This is a genomic window from Collinsella sp. Sow4_E3 (genome assembly GCF_052116285.1).
Classification (GTDB): domain Bacteria; phylum Actinomycetota; class Coriobacteriia; order Coriobacteriales; family Coriobacteriaceae; genus Collinsella.
In genome coordinates this window covers 1-311 of the sequence record NZ_JBQKLJ010000150.1, presented here as the reverse complement: position 1 = coordinate 311, position 311 = coordinate 1, and the positions used below count along the sequence as shown (strand labels likewise).

The 311-nt window shown below is 69.1% G+C and carries 1 protein-coding gene; it reads right to left on the bottom strand.

Annotated elements, in window-relative coordinates; genetic code table 11:
- Nucleotides 1-214: 214 nt before the first annotated feature.
- A complete protein-coding gene (locus tag ACTQ48_RS11700; RefSeq protein ID WP_441570967.1) occupies nt 215-310 on the bottom strand; it encodes a helix-turn-helix domain-containing protein in 96 nt (31 codons plus the stop codon).
- Between the last annotated feature and the right edge of the window lies 1 nt (nt 311).

Sequence of the window (311 nt, the reverse complement as noted above, 5' to 3'; positions counted from 1 at the left end):
TCAGGATCAGCCAGCATCGCCCGACCAGCCGCCGCCGCCCACCACCCACGAGGACGATCCCCCACAGGTCCACGCGACAGCGCGATCGGCATCTCAGCGTCCAGCATCCGCCGCACCTGCTCATCATGGCGGGGCCAGCTCAGCCCAGATCAGAGCCTCGGCCCGCTCACTGATCCGGTCCCGCTCAGACTCCCACGACCGCAGGCCGCCGCCGTCATCGGCTGAGGGTCCGGTACACGGTGCGTCGAGTGAGACCCGATTGGCGAGCCAGTTCCATCACTGACACCCCCCGCTGATGGGCCGCGACGATG